At 44.0% G+C, this 14,296-nt stretch carries 13 protein-coding genes; 3 read left to right on the top strand and 10 right to left on the bottom strand.

The window, feature by feature from the left end; all coding sequences use genetic code 11:
* Nucleotides 1-10 precede the first annotated feature (10 nt).
* Nucleotides 11-1,690 carry a leucyl aminopeptidase gene (locus ACT3S4_RS08840; RefSeq protein ID WP_444760889.1) on the bottom strand — a complete coding sequence of 560 codons (1,680 nt, stop codon included), beginning with the start codon at nucleotides 1,688-1,690 and terminating at the stop codon, nucleotides 11-13.
* A gap of 190 nt (nucleotides 1,691-1,880) precedes the next feature.
* Nucleotides 1,881-2,501, bottom strand: a complete 621-nt coding sequence (locus tag ACT3S4_RS08835) for a cysteine hydrolase family protein (RefSeq protein WP_444760888.1) — start codon at nucleotides 2,499-2,501, stop codon at nucleotides 1,881-1,883.
* Between the two features lie 564 nt (nucleotides 2,502-3,065).
* Between ACT3S4_RS08835 and ACT3S4_RS08830 the strand changes: the two genes are divergently transcribed.
* Both ACT3S4_RS08830 and lptG read left to right on the top strand, forming a co-directional pair.
* Nucleotides 3,066-4,361, top strand: coding sequence for an LPS export ABC transporter permease LptF (locus ACT3S4_RS08830; RefSeq protein ID WP_443545785.1), 1,296 nt, complete (start codon nucleotides 3,066-3,068; stop codon nucleotides 4,359-4,361).
* Nucleotides 4,361-5,587, top strand: a complete 1,227-nt coding sequence (gene lptG / locus ACT3S4_RS08825; protein ID WP_201615146.1) for an LPS export ABC transporter permease LptG — start codon at nucleotides 4,361-4,363, stop codon at nucleotides 5,585-5,587. Before ACT3S4_RS08830 ends, lptG begins: the two co-directional genes overlap by 1 nt.
* A gap of 94 nt (nucleotides 5,588-5,681) precedes the next feature.
* Here lptG and ACT3S4_RS08820 read toward each other — a convergent pair whose 3' ends face one another.
* Nucleotides 5,682-6,290: a class I SAM-dependent methyltransferase gene (locus tag ACT3S4_RS08820; protein WP_045454832.1), complete on the bottom strand. Its 609-nt coding sequence runs from the start codon at nucleotides 6,288-6,290 to the stop codon at nucleotides 5,682-5,684.
* 192 nt (nucleotides 6,291-6,482) lie between these two features.
* Between ACT3S4_RS08820 and ACT3S4_RS08815 the strand changes: the two genes are divergently transcribed.
* Nucleotides 6,483-7,691: an ImmA/IrrE family metallo-endopeptidase gene (locus ACT3S4_RS08815; RefSeq protein WP_444760887.1), complete on the top strand. Its 1,209-nt coding sequence runs from the start codon at nucleotides 6,483-6,485 to the stop codon at nucleotides 7,689-7,691.
* 40 nt (nucleotides 7,692-7,731) lie between these two features.
* On the opposite strand, the gene xerD is transcribed toward ACT3S4_RS08815, so the two are convergent.
* The 7 genes from xerD to recN all read right to left on the bottom strand — a co-directional run bounded on the left by xerD (nucleotide 7,732) and on the right by recN (nucleotide 14,021).
* Nucleotides 7,732-8,670, bottom strand: a complete 939-nt coding sequence (xerD, locus tag ACT3S4_RS08810; protein WP_444760886.1) for a site-specific tyrosine recombinase XerD — start codon at nucleotides 8,668-8,670, stop codon at nucleotides 7,732-7,734.
* Between the two features lie 24 nt (nucleotides 8,671-8,694).
* Nucleotides 8,695-9,897 (bottom strand): methyltransferase, encoded by a 1,203-nt coding sequence (locus tag ACT3S4_RS08805; protein WP_444760885.1) that lies wholly within the window; start codon nucleotides 9,895-9,897, stop codon nucleotides 8,695-8,697.
* 137 nt (nucleotides 9,898-10,034) lie between these two features.
* Nucleotides 10,035-10,361 (bottom strand): sulfurtransferase TusA, encoded by a 327-nt coding sequence (gene tusA, locus ACT3S4_RS08800; protein ID WP_238034338.1) that lies wholly within the window; start codon nucleotides 10,359-10,361, stop codon nucleotides 10,035-10,037.
* Nucleotides 10,362-10,421: 60 nt separating this feature from the next.
* A complete protein-coding gene (locus ACT3S4_RS08795) occupies nucleotides 10,422-10,901 on the bottom strand; it encodes a hypothetical protein (RefSeq protein ID WP_055123704.1) in 480 nt (159 codons plus the stop codon).
* A 92-nt stretch (nucleotides 10,902-10,993) separates the two neighbouring features.
* On the bottom strand, nucleotides 10,994-11,521 hold the full coding sequence (gene ruvX / locus ACT3S4_RS08790) for a Holliday junction resolvase RuvX (protein WP_444760913.1): 528 nt from the start codon (nucleotides 11,519-11,521) through the stop codon (nucleotides 10,994-10,996).
* A 108-nt stretch (nucleotides 11,522-11,629) separates the two neighbouring features.
* Nucleotides 11,630-12,193: a YqgE/AlgH family protein gene (locus tag ACT3S4_RS08785; RefSeq protein WP_045443003.1), complete on the bottom strand. Its 564-nt coding sequence runs from the start codon at nucleotides 12,191-12,193 to the stop codon at nucleotides 11,630-11,632.
* A 148-nt stretch (nucleotides 12,194-12,341) separates the two neighbouring features.
* Nucleotides 12,342-14,021, bottom strand: coding sequence for a DNA repair protein RecN (recN, locus tag ACT3S4_RS08780; protein WP_444760884.1), 1,680 nt, complete (start codon nucleotides 14,019-14,021; stop codon nucleotides 12,342-12,344).
* Nucleotides 14,022-14,296: the final 275 nt, after the last annotated feature.

The following is a 14,296-nucleotide window of genomic DNA, read 5'->3' as shown; positions in this document are numbered from 1 at the left end:
CATCAATAGATTATGCCATATTTGCGCTATTTTTTAGGTATTGCATGAATAATGGCACAGGACGACCAGTCGCGGCTTTGTCTTGACCCGAAATCCATGCGGTGCCAGCGATGTCTAAATGCGCCCATGCTTGACCTTCTTCGATGAAGCGCGATAAGAAACAGGCAGCAGTCACAGCACCAGCACCTTTACCACCGATATTTTGAATATCAGCGATAGGTGAGTCAATCTGCGCTTGATATTCGTCATCCATCGGCATGTGCCAGATAAGGTCGCCTGATAGGTTACTGGCGTTTTCTAAGTCAAACAACACATCTTCGTCATTACTAAAGACTGCCGAGCGTACATGACCCAACGCAACCACACAAGCACCAGTCAAGGTTGCGACATCAATGATGGCTTTTGGCTTATAATACTTCTGTACGTAGCATAAGGTATCGCACAATACTAAACGACCTTCAGCATCGGTATTCAGGATTTCAACGGACTTACCGTTCATAGCTATGATGATATCGCCAGGGCGCGTCGCCTCTCCTGATGGCATATTTTCAGCACAAGCTAGTGCACCGACAACATTGATAGGTAGACGCGCTTCACATAGTGCTTTTAGGGTACCAAGTACCGCAGCAGAACCGCCCATATCAAATTTCATCTCATCCATCGCCGCACCCGGTTTGATTGAGATACCACCTGAATCAAAGGTGACACCCTTACCAACAAGCACGATAGGCGCGTCATTATTTGCAGCATTGGCATTGTCTTCGCTATTTTGGTCAGATTTTTTAGCGGCTTTCTTACTAGCAGCTTTGGTTGGTAATTTATCGGCCAATGCTTTTAGACCGCCAGCTACTTTCGCGCTATTGGTAATGGCTTTGCTAGTATCGGCATCAGCATTGACGCTAAAATTAGACTTGCCACGATACTCCATCAGTACCAGTTTGCCTTCTTTGGTAGAGCCTTGCGCGACCGATAAGAAGCAGTTCATACCCAGTGCTGACATCTCGTCTTCACCAAGTACCGTGACTTTTAAGAGGTCAGGATAAGTGGCTGCCAATTCCTGTGCTTGCTCAGCCATATACGCTGGGAAACAGATATTACCTGGCTCATTGGCGACATCACGGGTCAAGCTTTGACCAGTAAAGACCGCTTGTGCAAAGTTTAATGAGTCTTCTAAAGACGACTCAGCCAGTAAGTAGATATCCGTTAAAACAGGTGTTTGATGCTCGGATTTGTACTTGTCAAAACGATAGCTTGCTGCCAGTAGGCTCAGCGCAAATTGGCTAAACTGGTTTTCCTCTAAGCTATCGCCCAGCGCAATAGTGATAGAATCGACGCGTTTTTGGGTGCTCTTATAAATGGTCTTGGCAATTTTTTCTAGAACGCTATGACGCAATTTATCAACATTACCCACACCGACCAATAATAGCTGTACTGGATTTTCTTTGGTGGTTTTCTTATCACCCGCTAGCGCATAGTCAGCTACGGTTTCACAAGCTTTGCCGTTAAAGTGTGATACTTCAATCAATTGTTCAATACGGGTTTGATAATCGCTCAATACTGACTCAGCTAAGATGTTTTTCTTATCATCGATTAAGACGACAAGGCAGGCCGCGTCTTTACTTTTGGCTTCTTTTTTGAGAATTTTTTGCGTATGAGTTTTTGGCAGTGTTTGGGTTAATTTAATATTCATATATTTATCCTTATTGGGGTTATGACATTATAGTTATGACGTTAGCGCTATGAAAATGGCAGATTTTTCTAATTGCTGATACCTGTTAAATTATCAGATTGTTTGGCCAATCAAGCAATCGCAATAGTGTAGCATATTGCGAGGTGAGTGCGCAGTGAGCAAGGTTTAGGTCATGGGTTCGAACTGCTTATTAGCTATTAACTAACTCATCGGTTGCTACTAAAGCGGCAAATCTATCTTGTAGTGCTGCCATCGCGGTAGCATGTATGGTATCAGCGCTGATTTTCTCTTTTTTATAGTCAGGCAGGTCGCGAGTGGCACAAGCATCATGGCAAACGAAACTGTCAAAGCCTAAATCAAAGGCGGCTTTCACGCTTGAGCTAACACACATATGACTCATAAAGCCTGCAAAAATAATTTGCTGTTTTTGCGCAGCTGAAATAAGTGCTTGAAGCTGGGTATCATGGAACGCATTGGGATTTTTTTTGACGATGACGGTTTCGCTATCCTTTGGTTGTAATTCAGCGATAATCTCGACGTTAGATGACAAAGGATCAAAAACGTTGCCATTATCTGCGCCATGATGCGCAATATGGAAGATAGGAACGTTCTGTTTACGAGCTTTGTCTAGCAATAGTCGCGCATTTTCAATGGCGTTCGTACCAGCTTGCCCCAATGGCATCGCCCCATCGACATATTCGTTTTGATAGTCAATAAAAACCACGGCGCAATTTGACCAATCGAGCGTATCAAATTGACCACCAGCGATTTCAAGTAAAGTAGAAGGGGTAGAAGCAAGTTTATTTGTCATTAATATTCTCCATTGGGCGAGATAATTAGGAATTTTTAGTTTTCTCAGTTTAACAAGTAATCCTAACGGTGCGAGGGCAGTGATACGAATGACACACAAAGGTTTCCAAATGACATCAAGTAAAAATATCGTGCAAAGACTTAATAAAAAGGCTTCTTAGATAAGACAAACTAATGAGTTAAATGCTAGTTATTCTTCTCATATCTTATCTATTATTGGTGAGCCATACAGCGTTATAGCAAGATGGACGCAATGTTTGCAAACACATTTCACAGCCATTTTTGAGCAAAATATGCTAGGATTAGCGGTTATCTTTATCGCTAATTTTTACAGCATGTCGCTAACCCGTCTCGCAGATATTTTCATATCTTTTGCCGTTGCTTTTAGGGCTGTTTAAGTATCTGATTGAGCAGCACGGTCTTGTATTTCTATTGTCCAGTTATCGGTATCCGCTATTGTATTTAGAGCGGTCCATAATTGTCAGTGTTTGCCAATAAAGCTGCGATAAATCGTGCGACTATCAACCTTTTTAAAAGAGTGCCCATTGTGATATTACGCCGCTATATGACTCAACAAGTTGCCTCAACGACCGCATTGGTTTTGGGGTTTTTAGTGGTGATGATGCTGGGCGGTCGTTTGATCCGTTACTTTGGTATTGCCGCAGAAGGCAATTTAGATATCAGCTTGTTATTTACCATCATTGGTTATAATTTGCCCTACTTTTTAGAGCTTATCCTGCCATTAGCATTTTTTATCGCTCTTATGCTGGTATTCGGGCGGCTGTATGTCGATCAAGAAATGGCGGTGATTAATGCCAGTGGGGTGTCGCGTGGTAAACTTGCCCGTTTGATGACGCCTTTAATATTGGCATTGTTCGTTGGGGAAGCGGCTTTATCCATCGTTGGTAAACCGTGGGGCGTACGCTCATCGGAAAGTGTCTGGCAACAGCAGGCATTGACCAGTGCTTTTGATTTAATTCGTCCCAATGAATTTATTAGTAGTGGCAATTATCATTTGTATGTGGGCAGCTTGAGTGATGATAAAAAGCAATTGCAAGATGTGATACTTATTCAGTCTGAGCCTGAAAAAAAGGGCAGTGCCGCTAAAAACAACACTGCTAAAGAGGCTGCCGTCGATGTTAAAAATACCATCGATCCCGAAACAGCTGGGCAATTAAATATTTCAGACATACCAAATATGCCAACGGCGATTACTAATAATACCAACATCAGCAAAGATACTATTACGTTGGCTAAGCGTGCCGAGCAAGTAGACACGGGTAATAGCGGTGTGACCCAATTGGACTTGTTCCAAGGGCGTCGTTATGAAGTCGGTGCTGGCAGTCTGAAATACAATCAAGTGGGCTTTGATCGTTACCGCATTACTTTGACAGAATCCTCAAAAGAAGTCATCACCGAAGATAATATCGAAACGCAAGCGATTGGACCATTATGGCAAGCCGCGACGGGTGGTACGGCAAGTAGTGGCAACTCGCTGCGTGTGGCACAAAGTGAGCTTGGCTATCGTCTAGCATTGCCGTGGTTGATGATCATTGCACCAATGCTCGCTGTACCACTGGCGCAAGTACGTCCGCGCCAAGGTCGCTGGTTGCGCCTATTTCCTTCGATTTTATTGTTTGTCAGCTGTGCACTGGGTATCATTTCACTCAAAAATGCTGTTAGCAAAGGCAGCGTGAGCGTCTGGGCATATGCGTGGCTCATTTTAGGATTTATGGCATTGGCGCTTTATATGAATTGGGGCAGCCGTGTGCAGCATCGATTACGCTTTCGCAAACCGAAGAACACGCCTTTAACAGTTGCCGATCATCAGAGCAGTGGCTCACAAGGAGGGCAGTCCTAATGAGTGTCTTATCTTCTAAACCATCTAATCCTGACTCGCAAAACGCTCATGCTAAGTACGCTCGCAAACCTGCCAAACTAAAAGTGCTGAGCCGTTACGTCAAGCTGAACGCTTTGCTCGCAATCGTCGGAGCTGTCATAGGCTTGTGGGCATTACAGCTGGTATTCTCTTATTTGTCTGAGCTGGATTCGTTAGATGATAGCTATACGATGGGCGAGGCGATTAAGTATATTTTTTATCGCTCGCCTTATTTTTTAGAGCAATTTATTCCCACTGGCGCATTGCTAGGTGCAGTGGTCGGCTTGGGCTTGCTTGCCAATAAAAGTGAGCTGGTCGTGATGCGTGCCGCTGGCGTCAGCGTTTATCGTATCGTCGGTTGGGTATTGCAGCCTGCTTTGATTTTTGTGTTGCTCGCATTGATTATCAATCAGTTCGTGCTGCCGCACTCTAATCAATTGGCAAAAGAAATCAACGACGAAGACAGCAGTTCATTGGTCACATCGGTACGCGGTTATTGGACGTTGCAGCCACGCTTTGAGAGTACAAAAGACGGCAGTGCCAAGCCAGATGGTAGCGATATTTTGTATATCGATTATGCTGATGTGCAAGGCAATATCGGTGAAGTTAAACGCTGGCATTTAGACAATAATGGCAATCTGCAAACGGCCATTCACGCTGAGGGTGGTAAATATATTGGTCGTGAACCTGTTAATCCTGCCAGCAGCAAACCGAGCGAGCAATATCGCTATGAGTGGCAGCTGAACAACATGACCAAGCTGATGATTAATCAGGGCTTTGAGAGTAGCCAAGCCATCTCACCGTCAGATATTTTAAGCCTGCCCTTTGCCCCAGAATCGGTATATCTGCTTACCCGTAAGGCAGAGGATTTGTCATTGACTCAGCTGTATGAGCATCGTCAATTTATGCGCCAACAAGGCACGCGCTCGTTAAGTCATGAGCTGGCTTTTTGGCAAAAGCTACTGTCACCATTATCGATTTTATCGCTGGTGATTGTTGCCTGCTCATTTGTTTTTGGCTCACTGCGGACGCATAGCTTAGGCTTGCGTATCGTTGTGGCATTATTGTTTGGCTTGCTATTTAGTTACGTGCAAGACTTGGTTGGCTTTGTCTCATTGGCGACTGGATTTTCGCCGTTATTAATGGTGATATTACCGATTATCGCCAGTGCAATTTTGGGTGGCTATTTGCTCAAACGGCAGATGTAATTTTAGAAATTTAGCCATAAAAAAAGCCCGCTAGATCATGACGATTTAGCGGGCTTTTTGTTTACGCAGCTTTTAATACATAAGCTTTTAAAGCTTAGTCTTTGGTCGCCATGGTAATCGTATAGGTTTTGCCTTGTTTGATCTTTTCGCTGTTGCCAAACACTTCGGTAAACGAGCGCTTCATAAACTGACGCAAGCCATTGATGGTGACCACGTAAAAACGCCCACCTTTACGCATACGGGCATAGGCATCGAGGAAATATAAATAGTGCTGTTCTTTACCTACTTTGGCTGGCAAGTTTGACATCACCAAGCTAAAGTCTTTGTCTTTTGCCACGTGATTGAAGCCATTTGATAAATGCACATCGACATTTTTTAGACCGTTTTTCTCACAGTTACGGCGCGCATATTCGACTGCCATAAAGTCTTTATCAATCAACGTATGCAGACCGTTTGGACACTCACGCGCTGCCGTCATACCGAGTACGCCATAGCCACAGCCCAAATCAATCGAGTCGTCATCCGCTTCAAAATCAATATAATCAAGCAGCATCAAGCTGCCGTCATCGAGCTTTTGCGGTGAAAAAATGCCCCACGTGGTCGAAAAATCAAATGGCTTGCCCAGTACGTCTTGGCGAAAATTAATGTCTTCGCGCCAGTGTTGGGCGTTTTTTAATAGGTCAGCAGGTGGTCTATGGCTCATGGTATTCTCGGATAATAGATAAGTAAAAGGTGGTGTGTTGCTCAGTCATGCAACGTGCACATCATAAGCGTATTGTAGCGAGAAAAGGGTAGGTTTGCAGCATGCTATTGATTCGATAGACCAAAAACCTAGGCTATATACTGATTTTGTAGTGTAAGATTGGTTGATAGAGATATAGCCTATGAGATTATTATGAATACAACAGAAAAAGGCGATAATTTTGAAGATAAAGTGCTAACACTTCTTATGGAAGAAATAGAAAGTTTTAATACATTTATAAACCCTAAAAACCATATGAAAGTTTTCAAAAAGAAGAAGTATTATTCAAGGTTTAGGAAAAATGATATAGAGTTTGACATTGCTATTGAGGTATATCAGGATGAAAAAATTCCAAACTATTCATCTCTAATACTGATTGAGTGTAAGGACTATAAAGGAGCAGTTGGTGTTGATCAGGTCAATAAGTTCTTACAAGATGTCAGAGATTTAAGTGAAGGTAATTTTAGCTATAATTTAAAACCTATAATGGCGATTAGCTCTAATTTAGCAAAATCGGCATTTAATGTAGCTTTAGAGAGAAATGTAGGACTCATTAAAATAAACGAAAGCGATGGACTGAAATGGGTATTAAATAGAAGTTTTGAAAAGTATGGTATCAATCAAGCTCTTAGCTCAAAGGACATATTTGTACATAGCGACCAACCAAATTATTACAATTCTAATTGGTTCTTTTATTCTGAAAATAGATGGTTTAGTAGTTTTAAGGATTATTTAAGAGACATCACTGGACAAAAGGACGAATGCTCTAAGTCTCAAGTAGTATATTTTTCTAAAGATACTCTGGAGAATATAGCTAAAGAAATACTTACAAAAATTGAGTACCTAGATGGCGTTGTTTGTCTATCTGACTTACTATCTTACGAGGTATTAAAGAGCGTAAAATTATATAAAGACGTTATTCCCTCTGTACATGAGAAGAGCCTACTCGGTAGAGTTGATTTTAAAAGTAATGAAATTTTTATATACAAAAAAGAAATTGAAGATGAAAAAAGAGATAGATTCACTCTTGCACATGAATTGTCGCATATCCTATTAGGACACAGTCAATATTTGGATAAAGATTCATTTGAAGAACATGACTTAGCTAGTATACAGGTTTTAGATAATTCTATGGTTGCAAAGCTTGAGTTTCAAGCGAATTACTTAGCAAGCTGTTTATTAGTTCCTAGTGAGCAATTAGCAAAAGCATTTTTAAAGATATATTCTGAGTTAGGATTAAAAAGAAGAGGTGTGTTCTGGATTTATTTAGATAACCAGGCCGAAAATAAGATGATAGCTAATTTGTTAGCAAGCTGGCTCGTTACTTTGATGTTTCAAAAAGTGTTATTAAAATTAGATTAATAGGTTTTGGTCTACTTCATGACGAAAGATTGAAAGTAATCTAACCTCGCGGATGATGTGCTGCATGTAACTGTTGCAATCTCGCTGTCGCCACGTGGGTATAGATTTGAGTGGTTGATAAATCACTGTGCCCAAGTAATAACTGCACGCTACGCAAATCTGCGCCATGATTCAGCAAATGCGTGGCAAAAGCGTGACGCAGTGTATGCGGTGATAGCTCTTTATCGATACTGGCGACTTTGGCGTGTTTCTTTAACAAATACCAAAAGTTCTGCCGTGTCATATAGCCACCTTGCGCCGTCAAAAACACTGCTTGGCAATTCCCAGATTTCAAATGTGCAATCAAATCACCACGAGCATGCGTTAGATAATCTTCTAGCGCATCGCTGGCATATTCGCCTAATGGCACCAGTCGAGTTTTATTGCCTTTCCCCGTGATTTGTAGCCAGCCAGCGTTTAGATTGACTTGCTCTAATGAGAGATTAATCAATTCGCTCACACGCAGCCCGCAGGCATATAATACCTCTAACATGGCTTTGTCACGCAGTCCAAGTGCAGTACTGGTATCGGGCGCGGCAAGTAGATTATCGACATCGGCCTCTGCCAAATCTTTGGGTAATGGACGACCTAGCTTTGGGCTTTTGATACGCTCACAAGGATTGTCTCCACGCAGATTACTGGCAATCATCCATAGATAAAACTGACGCAAGCTTGAGAGCATGCGTGCCTGAGTACGTGGGGTTTTGCCTTCTTGAGTAAGGGTTGATAAGCAGTGCAGCACGTCATCAGGCTGCCAGCGTGTCAGGGCAATAGGATTGGTCAGCTCGCAGGAACGCAGGTCGCGGACATACGCATTACGAGTACGAGTCGCTAGACCACGTGCCAGCATGGCTTGACGAAACTCAGTGATATAACTGGGTTCGTCATCTACTGCTAGCGCCTTAGGTTGGCGCTGTTGCACGGCACGATCACGGCTCATAACTCAGTACTCGGTGGTTGAATGTTAGATAAGCGTTAGACACCATAATGAAGTGACTTCAGCACTGCGCGCGACATGTAGAGGGTCAGTATCATCTTGGCTGCGACCATGCTTAGGTTGGGTATCCAAACGATATTTTACGGCCAATCCAGCATCGGCAAACAAGCCTAATAACTCATCACGGGTGCGCAGTTGCAGGTGCTCAGCTAAGTCCGACATTATCAACCAGAGCTCTCCGTGCTCAGCTAAATGCTGTTTGGCACCTTGTAATACCCCACGCAGCATCGCGCTCTTGGCATCATAGACGGCGTATTCAAGAGACGAGCTTGGCTTAGCAGGTAACCAAGGCGGATTGCAGACGATCAGATTGGCGAGTGGTGCATCAGTCGGATACAAATCGGCTTGCTGCAATTGTACGGCAGGTAATTCTAAGCGTGTAAAGTTCTCGTTGGCACAGGCCAAAGCACGTGGGTTTAAATCCGTTGCTATCACTTGCGGAACACCGCGCTGAGCTAAGATAATAGCCAGCAATCCTGTTCCAGTACCAATGTCATAGGCGACATCATGGCTCGCTGGTAGCGGTGCATCGAGCAACAGCTGCACATACTCATGACGGGTTGGTGCAAAGACGCCATAATGCGGGAAAATTGATAACCCTAAGCTGTCTATTGGGACACCTTTTTCGCGCCATCCTGCTGCGCCAAGTGCGCCTTGCAAGTCACGAAACGACAGTACACAAGACTCATCCATTGCCTTATCTAACGGGCCAAAAGCGGCTGTACAGGCTTCGCTTACATCAGGGGCGCGGCGTAGCTGGCTGACATAATTAGCATCAAGCTCTAGTAGCAAACGGCTCAATATGCGCGAACGCTGCGCTTGCAGTTGACGCTGTTGATGAAAGAGGTTGGGAATTTCTTTAGAGTTGCTTGAATCAGATTCTGTTGTAGACTTAGCCGCTTTTTTTGCTTTACGCAGTTCAGAGCGCTCATTGGTACGATCTATGCGACGACCGAGCGCTTGTAGCAACTGGCGTGCATTATGAAAATCACCGCGCCACAGCAGTGAGCTGCCTTCGCAAGCTAAGCGGTAAGCGTCATCTGCGGTCGTTGTATCATCGACCAATACAATACGCGCAGGTGGCATATGATTGCTTTCAGACAACCAAAGAGCATTATGTAGAGTTTCGTTTTCTTGCCATTGTACATACTGCTTTTCTGTTTGTAACACGTAATAGTCTACCTTTTGTGAAAGATACTTCGCTTAAAATACAAAGATACCTTTATATTGTTTATTGCGCTGTCATTGTTTTACTGTGATTAATGCCTTGCTGTGATCAATGCTTTGCTGCGGTAACTTGAGTGCATTTAAGCGCTTTTTTTCTTAACCAGATAACGATAAAGCGTGGCGCTGATTGGTGCATCCTCATCGCCAGCGACCATTATTTCATCGGGATCGACGTTTAGATTTACATTTTCAGCAAGCGTTTCTTGCTGCACAAGCTCATGTCCCAAATGACGACAAAAATTAGGAATGTCACGAGTGGTGGCTGGGTCGGTGGCGAGTATTTCAATCACCTCGCCAGCATCAGCGTTACGGATGGTTCGATGCAGCATCATGACTGGCTCAGGACAAATCAGCCCTTGAGTATCTAAATAATGATTGATCGTCGTTTGCGTGGTAGAAGTGCTCATAGTAGTCATTTAAATCGATAATATAAGGTAAAAGTTTTTTGCGTCATTTATAAGTATGCTTTACGCTTCTTCAGCGATGTCAGTGTCTTTTTCTGCTTCTAGAAAATTAAAAAAGCGCTTAAAGCTCACTTTAAATAAAAACGCCACACCTAGCCAACAAGATAAGCCTAACCAGGCGGTATCAGCGAATAATAAGCCACCAACCAATATGATGGTCGATACGCCAATGCTCATGGCAATCATCGACGCTTGGTTTAATCGATAACGATAAATTACCAGCGCATCATAAATAGTAATAGGAATCGTAAGCGCAACCAAGGCATAAGGCAAGTTATAGAAAAGTTGATAAAGCAGTTGATTGTCATGAAAGGCTTTGATACTAGCAATGGTGCCAAAGACCATAAAGGCGAGAATAGCGGCATAAATGAGATAAATCGCTATTTGATTCGCTCGCTGTGCGCCTTTGATACGGGCGATGGCAAGTGGCGCAAAACCATGTTGCGATTTGTTTTGCAGGGAGTGGTCTGAGACAGTGGTCATAATAATCAGGTATTTATCCGTGTAGAGTGACGATATGTCAGAATTGGCAGTGTTTTAATTAAGAGTGTTTTAACAGCAGGTTTGTCGCTGATTTAATCGGCTTTGATAGCGTCGATGGCGATACTGCTACTGGGGTCAGCGAAATAAGTCGACATCAGAATGCAGGCAGAGATATCATCAATCGGATCGCGCTCATGCTTAATCCAACCATTCTCCCAAGCGATCTCACGCGCTGCCACTGAGGTTAGACGCTCATCACAAAGGCTCACGACCACTGGTAGATGCTGTTCCATGACTCGATGTGCTAGACGGCGAGCGAATTTGTGCGCACGCTTAGACAGCATTGAGCTGCTGCCATCCATATTAAGCGGCAACCCAACCACCACTTTTGCCACGCCCCAGACTTTGATAATACCGAGCAGATTGTCCCAATCAGGCTGACCATTATTCATCGCTAAAATATCAAAGGCACGCGCAGTCTCGGTAATGGTATTACCCAGCGCCATACCCATCTTTTTTACCCCGTAATCGAGCGCCAAAATAAGATGAGGCTTAATAGCGGATTCCGCCACAATAGTGTCAGCAGTTTCGATTTTAATGCTCGTATCAGACTCTACCATCATTATGCATACTTCCTATTTCTATTGGGCGTGATTCATTTAGCTTAACGGCTTTAATTTAAATGCATCTTTAGTTTAAATGGATAATTTAACAATCATAACCAATCATTAAGCATGACCGATATCGCTACTAAGGTAATCAAAGTTCACCCCAATCTTATCCGCGGCAATTTGCCAGCGTTCTTCGAATGGCGTATCAAACAATAAATTCAGATCAGCAGGGCAGACAAGCCAATCGCCATTATTTAGCTCTTGATCGAGCTGTTTTTTACCCCAGCTGGCATGACCCAAGCACAGCTGATAATGCCCAACGCCTTGACCTGCGGCGATACGCTTAAGGATATCTTGACTGGTGGTAATACAGACGTTTTCTGAGATTGCAAAAGACGATGCCCATTCTGGTTGACCCGTATGCAGCACAAAGCCAACCTCTGGATACATCGGGCCACCCTCTAATGCTACATCTTCCATCACTTGCGCATCCGTCACTTCAATGTCTAAATCTTCTAGCAGTTTGCCCACGCGTGCCTGCTCTAATGGACGATTGACCATCAGACCAAGTGCGCCGTGTTTATCATGACGACAGATATAAATCAGCGCCTGCTCAAACCGTGGGTCTGACAGTTCTGGTGCCGCGATTAAGAAATGATGGGTCAAATTGGCTTTAGACATAGAGACAAACGCAACCTAATATGAAAGGTAAAATAACAGAGATAACACTCCACTATATGGCGATACTGAGGTGAAAATCAACCAAAGCAAATATTTAGCAGTGATGAGACACAGCGCTGCGCAACTATCATTATTAATGAAAAAGCTTTTATTTAACATCGGTCAATAAACTACGCGCATGGTCACGGGTGATGTCAGTGATGATCACACCGCCAGACATGCGTGCCAGCTCGTCGACTTGTGCGCTATCAGTCAGTATTAATAGCTCGCTTTCGGTCTGCTCGTCATGATGTTTTTGTACCAATATATGCTGATGCGCTTGCGCCGCGACTTGTGCTTGGTGAGTAATGGCCAGTAGCTGCTGCGTCTGCCCAAGCGCGCGTAGTAGCTCACCGACCACTTGCGCCGTGCCGCCACTGATACCGACATCGACTTCATCAAAGACGAGCATCGGCTTAGCGGCATTATTATCGGCATTGGTCGCTTGCAGTACTTGCATCACCAGTGCCATTCGTGACAGCTCACCGCCTGAGGCAATCTTATGTAATGGCTGCATAGGCATACCGACGTTGGCGCTAAATAATAAATCGATATCATAGCAACCTTGCGCACTATATTGGCTGGCATCGGCTTTTTTGGTAAAGACAAACTCGCAGCGGGCATTGGGTAGCGCGAGCGGTTGTAGTTGCTGCATTAATTGTTTGCTGACGATCGGCGCGGCTTTCGAGCGCTCTTGATTTAGCTGAGCGGCGAATGCAAGATAGTCTTGCCAAGCTTGTTCAATTTGTGCCGCCATCGCATCGCTACTTGGCTCGTTTTCTAACTGCTCTAATTGCGCTTCCCAGCCCTTTGCTTCATCGATTAAGTCGCTCGTTGGCAAGCTATGTCTACGTGATAAGCGATGACCTAAGCTGATAAGACTGTCTAGTGTCTGCAAACGCTCTGGATCAGGCAATTGTTGTTCAGCGTAGTCTGAAAGTAGCGCTGTCACCTCAATGATTTGCTGCTGTGCTAGATGCAGCTGTTCAGAAGCCTGCTCAAAAGTTTGACTGACACTCATTTGGTTATCACAGAGCTTAATCGCTTGCCCGAGCAAGGTCATAACATCTGGCTCATCCGTGTCATTGTCGAGCAGATGCAAGCCATGACTGGCCTCTATCATGAGGGCTTCGATATTAGACAGCTCTTCGTGCTCTGCTTCAACTTCTGCATAATCAACCGCCAATAACGGCGCAATATCAGCAAGTTGGCTTTGCAATAGTTGAATACGGTCTTGTCGTTGAGCCTCACGGCTCGCAATATCGTCAGCACGGCGTTTAAGCTGCTGATAAGCTTGATAGCTGCTGGCAGTTTGTATAGCTAATGGCGTGATTTGTGCCATCTCGTCGAGCCATTGCACCACAAACTGCGGCTTGAGGAGCGCTTGCTGAGCGTGCTGACTATGGATATTGACCAGCAATGCACCTAAGCTTTTGAGCTCCACCAAGCTGACAGGCGTGCCATTTAACCAAGCTTTTGAGCGTCCGGTATTGCTGAGCTGACGACGAATTAGGACTTCAGGTTCTTCTAATGGTCGATCATTTTTAGCGAACCACTCAGCGATGACATTGTTATGCTCCACATCAAACTGCGCATAAATATCGGCTTGCGCCGCCCCGTGTCTGACCATTGCACTGTCTGCGCGCTCACCAACACATAAAGACAGTGCATCGAGTAATAGCGATTTGCCAGCACCGGTCTCACCCGTGATGACATTGAAGCCTTCAGCCACACTCAGCTCATGCTGAGCGATCAACGCAAACTGATGTAAAGTTAATGATACTAGCATCAACGCCTCTCATGACAGACAATAGACTTCATATACATCTCAAGAAGCCATATATAAAATAGGGTAGATAAGGGAGTGAAATTATTCATTTAACCGTGTTAATGAGATAAATGTTATAGGCAAATAGTATGATGTTAAACGCGCTTAAATACAAACTTTCAGGCACTGTATAATAGAATTTATTCTTGGAAGATTACCATAAAGCTATCAAAAACTGGCAATGAGTCGTCATCATAATATTCACAATATCAATCATTAAGATGACTAAGCCTGTC

It is taken from the genome of Psychrobacter sp. AOP30-A2-5 (assembly GCF_052378115.1).
Taxonomy (GTDB): domain Bacteria; phylum Pseudomonadota; class Gammaproteobacteria; order Pseudomonadales; family Moraxellaceae; genus Psychrobacter.
This window is presented reverse-complemented; position numbering and strand designations above follow the sequence as displayed.

What these genes read in the sequence shown, in the direction of transcription:
- ACT3S4_RS08840 (WP_444760889.1), bottom strand. Translation starts at nt 1,690, where the DNA reads ATGAATATTAAATTAACCCAAACACTGCCAAAAACTCATACGCAAAAA.
- ACT3S4_RS08835 (WP_444760888.1), bottom strand. Translation starts at nt 2,501, where the DNA reads ATGACAAATAAACTTGCTTCTACCCCTTCTACTTTACTTGAAATCGCT.
- ACT3S4_RS08830 (WP_443545785.1), top strand. Translation starts at nt 3,066, where the DNA reads ATGACTCAACAAGTTGCCTCAACGACCGCATTGGTTTTGGGGTTTTTA.
- lptG (WP_201615146.1), top strand. Translation starts at nt 4,361, where the DNA reads ATGAGTGTCTTATCTTCTAAACCATCTAATCCTGACTCGCAAAACGCT.
- ACT3S4_RS08820 (WP_045454832.1), bottom strand. Translation starts at nt 6,290, where the DNA reads ATGAGCCATAGACCACCTGCTGACCTATTAAAAAACGCCCAACACTGG.
- ACT3S4_RS08815 (WP_444760887.1), top strand. Translation starts at nt 6,483, where the DNA reads ATGAATACAACAGAAAAAGGCGATAATTTTGAAGATAAAGTGCTAACA.
- xerD (WP_444760886.1), bottom strand. Translation starts at nt 8,670, where the DNA reads ATGAGCCGTGATCGTGCCGTGCAACAGCGCCAACCTAAGGCGCTAGCA.
- tusA (WP_238034338.1), bottom strand. Translation starts at nt 10,361, where the DNA reads ATGAGCACTTCTACCACGCAAACGACGATCAATCATTATTTAGATACT.
- ACT3S4_RS08795 (WP_055123704.1), bottom strand. Translation starts at nt 10,901, where the DNA reads ATGACCACTGTCTCAGACCACTCCCTGCAAAACAAATCGCAACATGGT.
- ruvX (WP_444760913.1), bottom strand. Translation starts at nt 11,521, where the DNA reads ATGGTAGAGTCTGATACGAGCATTAAAATCGAAACTGCTGACACTATT.
- ACT3S4_RS08785 (WP_045443003.1), bottom strand. Translation starts at nt 12,193, where the DNA reads ATGTCTAAAGCCAATTTGACCCATCATTTCTTAATCGCGGCACCAGAA.
- recN (WP_444760884.1), bottom strand. Translation starts at nt 14,021, where the DNA reads ATGCTAGTATCATTAACTTTACATCAGTTTGCGTTGATCGCTCAGCAT.